The sequence below is a fragment of the Bifidobacterium sp. LCP19S3_E9 genome (genome assembly GCF_052121135.1).
GTDB classification, from domain to species: domain Bacteria; phylum Actinomycetota; class Actinomycetes; order Actinomycetales; family Bifidobacteriaceae; genus Bifidobacterium; species Bifidobacterium thermacidophilum.
In genome coordinates this window covers 1-3,108 of the sequence record NZ_JBQKEV010000017.1, presented here as the reverse complement: position 1 = coordinate 3,108, position 3,108 = coordinate 1, and the positions used below count along the sequence as shown (strand labels likewise).

At 60.8% G+C, this 3,108-nt stretch carries 1 rRNA gene; it reads right to left on the bottom strand.

From position 1 onward, the window contains the following. Positions 1-2,957 (bottom strand): 23S ribosomal RNA (locus ACTQYB_RS07985); the annotation flags it as partial. Between the last annotated feature and the right edge of the window lie 151 nt (positions 2,958-3,108).

Here is a 3,108-nt window from a genome sequence, read left to right as displayed (position 1 = left end):
GGGGTCACGGAATCCTGATCTCGGAGCAGGCTTCCCGCTTAGATGCTTTCAGCGGTTATCCCTCCCGAACGTAGCCAACCGGCCGCGCCACTGGCGTGACGACCGGCATACCAGAGGTTCGTCCACCCAGGTCCTCTCGTACTATGGGCAGGCCTCCTCAGGATTCCAACGAGCGCAGAGGATAGAGACCAAACTGTCTCACGACGTTCTGAACCCAGCTCGCGTGCCGCTTTGATCGGCGAACAGCCGAACCCTTGGGACCTGCTCCAGCCCCAGGATGCGACGAGCCGACATCGAGGTGCCAAACCATCCCGTCGATATGGACTCTTGGGAATGATCAGCCTGTTATCCCCGGGGTACCTTTTATCCGTTGAGCGATGCCGCGCCCGTGCGCCGGCACCGGATCACTATCTCCGACTTTCGTCCCTGCTCGACCCGCCGGTCTCGCAGTCAAGCCCCCTTGTGCGATTGCACTCGACACCCGGTTGCCAACCGGGCTGAGGGGACCTTTGAGCGCCTCCGTTACTCTTTGGGAGGCAACCGCCCCAGTTGAACTACCCGCCAGGCACTGTCCCTGAAGAGGATGACTCTTCGAGGTTAGACGCCAGGTGTGGACAGAGCGGTATTTCACCTTCCGGCTCCCCGCGGGCTGGCGCCCGCGGCTCACAGCCTCCCGCCTATGCTACACAATCCAGACCTGACGACAATACCAAGGTATAGTAAAGGTCCCGGGGTCTTTTCGTCCTTCTGCGCTTAACGAGCATCTTTACTCGTACTGCAATTTCGCCGAGCTCCTGGTCGAGACAGCGGGGAAGTCGTTACGCCATTCGTGCAGGTCGGAACTTGCCCGACAAGGAATTTCGCTACCTTAGGATGGTTATAGTTACCACCGCCGTTTACCGGGGCTTGAATTCACCGCTTCACCCAAACGGGTTGACGGATCCTCTTAACCTTCCGGCACCGGGCAGGCGTCAGTGCATATACAGCGGCTTGCGCCTTCGCATGCACCTGTGTTTTTGGTAAACAGTCGCTACCCCCTGGCCTGTGCCACCCCCCAAGGCTCCGCCCGTAAAAGGACATCACCCCAAGGGGTCTCCCTTATACCGAAGGCACGGGAGTGGTTTGCCGAGTTCCTTGACCAGGATTCGCTCGATCGCTTTGGTATACTCTACCAGACCACCAGTGTCGGTTTCGGGTACGGGCGGCATGGGGCCCTGGCGCCGAAGCTTTTCTCGGCAGAAGGGATCACCGGATTCGCCCCCTAGGGGGCCCATCATCACGCCTCGGCCTTATGCCCCGCGGATTTGCCTGCGGGACGGCCTGCACGCTTGACCACGGAAAACCACCTCCGCGGCCGGCTACCTGACTGCGTCACTCCTGCGTCGGCCTACCACACGCGGGATCCCAACACCACCCGCGTCCACGCCCCGAAAGGCGCTTCCACGGGAAGCGGAGGTTAGCGCACGCGCTTCGGCTTTGACGGTCCCCAGCCGGTACGGGAATATCAACCCGTTCATCCATTCGACTACGCCTGTCGGCCTCGCCTTAGGACCCGACTGACCCGGGGACGACGAACGTGGCCCCGGAACCCTTGGTCATCCAGCGGACGGGATCCTCACCCGTCTTTCGCTACTCATGTCTGCATTCTCACTCCCCCACGGTCCACGACACGCTCACGCGGCCGCTTCGCCCCATGGGGGACGCTCTCCTACCCAGCAGGAAACCTGCTGGCGCGTCTTCGGTGGTGTGCTTGAGCCCCGCTACATTGTCGGCGCGGGACCACTAGACCAGTGAGCTGTTACGCACTCTTTCAAGGATGGCTGCTTCTGAGCCAACCTCCTGGCTGTCTATGCGGCCCCACATCCTTTCCCACTTAGCACACGCTTCGGGACCTTAAACGACGCTCTGGGCTGTCTCCCTCTCGACGACGGAGCTTATCCCCCGCCGACTCACTGCCGCGCCACACCTCACGGGTATTCGGAGTTCGGCTGCTGTCGGTACCCGAACCGGGCCCTCAAGCATCCGGTAGCTCTACCCCCCGGAGGCGACACGCGACGCTGCACCTAAATGCATTTCGGAGAGAACCAGCTATCACGGAATTTGATTGGCCTTTCACCCCTAGCCCCAGGTCATCCCCCCGGTTTTCAACCCAGGTGGGTGCGGTCCTCCACGCGGTCTTACCCACGCTTCAACCTGCCCAGGGCTAGATCATCCCGCTTCGGGTCCAGGACACGCGACAAACGCCTTTTAAGACTCGCCTTCGCTACGCATACGCCACACGGCTTATGCACGCCACATGCCACTGACTCGCAGACTCATTTTTCGATAGGCACGCCGTCACCCCACATGGAGGCTCCGACGGATCGTAGGCGCACGGTTTCAGGAACTCTTTCACTCCCCTCCCGGGGTGCTTTTCACCTTTCCCTCACGGTACTGGTACACTATCGGTCAGACGGGAATACTTAGGCTCACCCCACGGTCGGGGCTGATTCACACGGGATTCCACGAGGCCCGTGCTACTTGGGCAAACTGTGATACCGAGACGACACGCATACGGCTACGGGGCCATCACCCTCTACGGCCAGGCATTCAATCCTGCTCGCCTCACACGTCGTTTTATCACTCGGCCCGGCCCCGTCGGAGACCGGACACACAGGCCCGCAACACCCCACGCGCAACCCCCGACGGGTATCACACGCGCAAGGTTTGGCCTGGTCCGCTTTCGCTCGCCACTACTCACGGAATATCCTTTCCTGCAGGTACTGAGATGTTTCACTTCCCTGCGTACCCCCCGCAAAAACTGCGGTGACAGCCCATGACGGCTGCCGGGTCACCCCATTCAGAAACCCTCGGATCAAAGCCAGCTCGGCGGCTCCCCGAGGCATATCGCTGCCCGCCACGTCTTTCATCGGTCCCGTCTGCCAAGGCATCCACCATACGCCCTTGCAGGCAACCCCACACACGGGGAACCCGCAAGACCAAACGAACACCGGACGACAGATCATCAACACTCTGCGATCACAAAACGATCAAACAAACAACCAGACCCCCAACAAAGGGGACCCGGTCGAAATACATCAGTACAAGCAGACCACGACCAGCCACCCC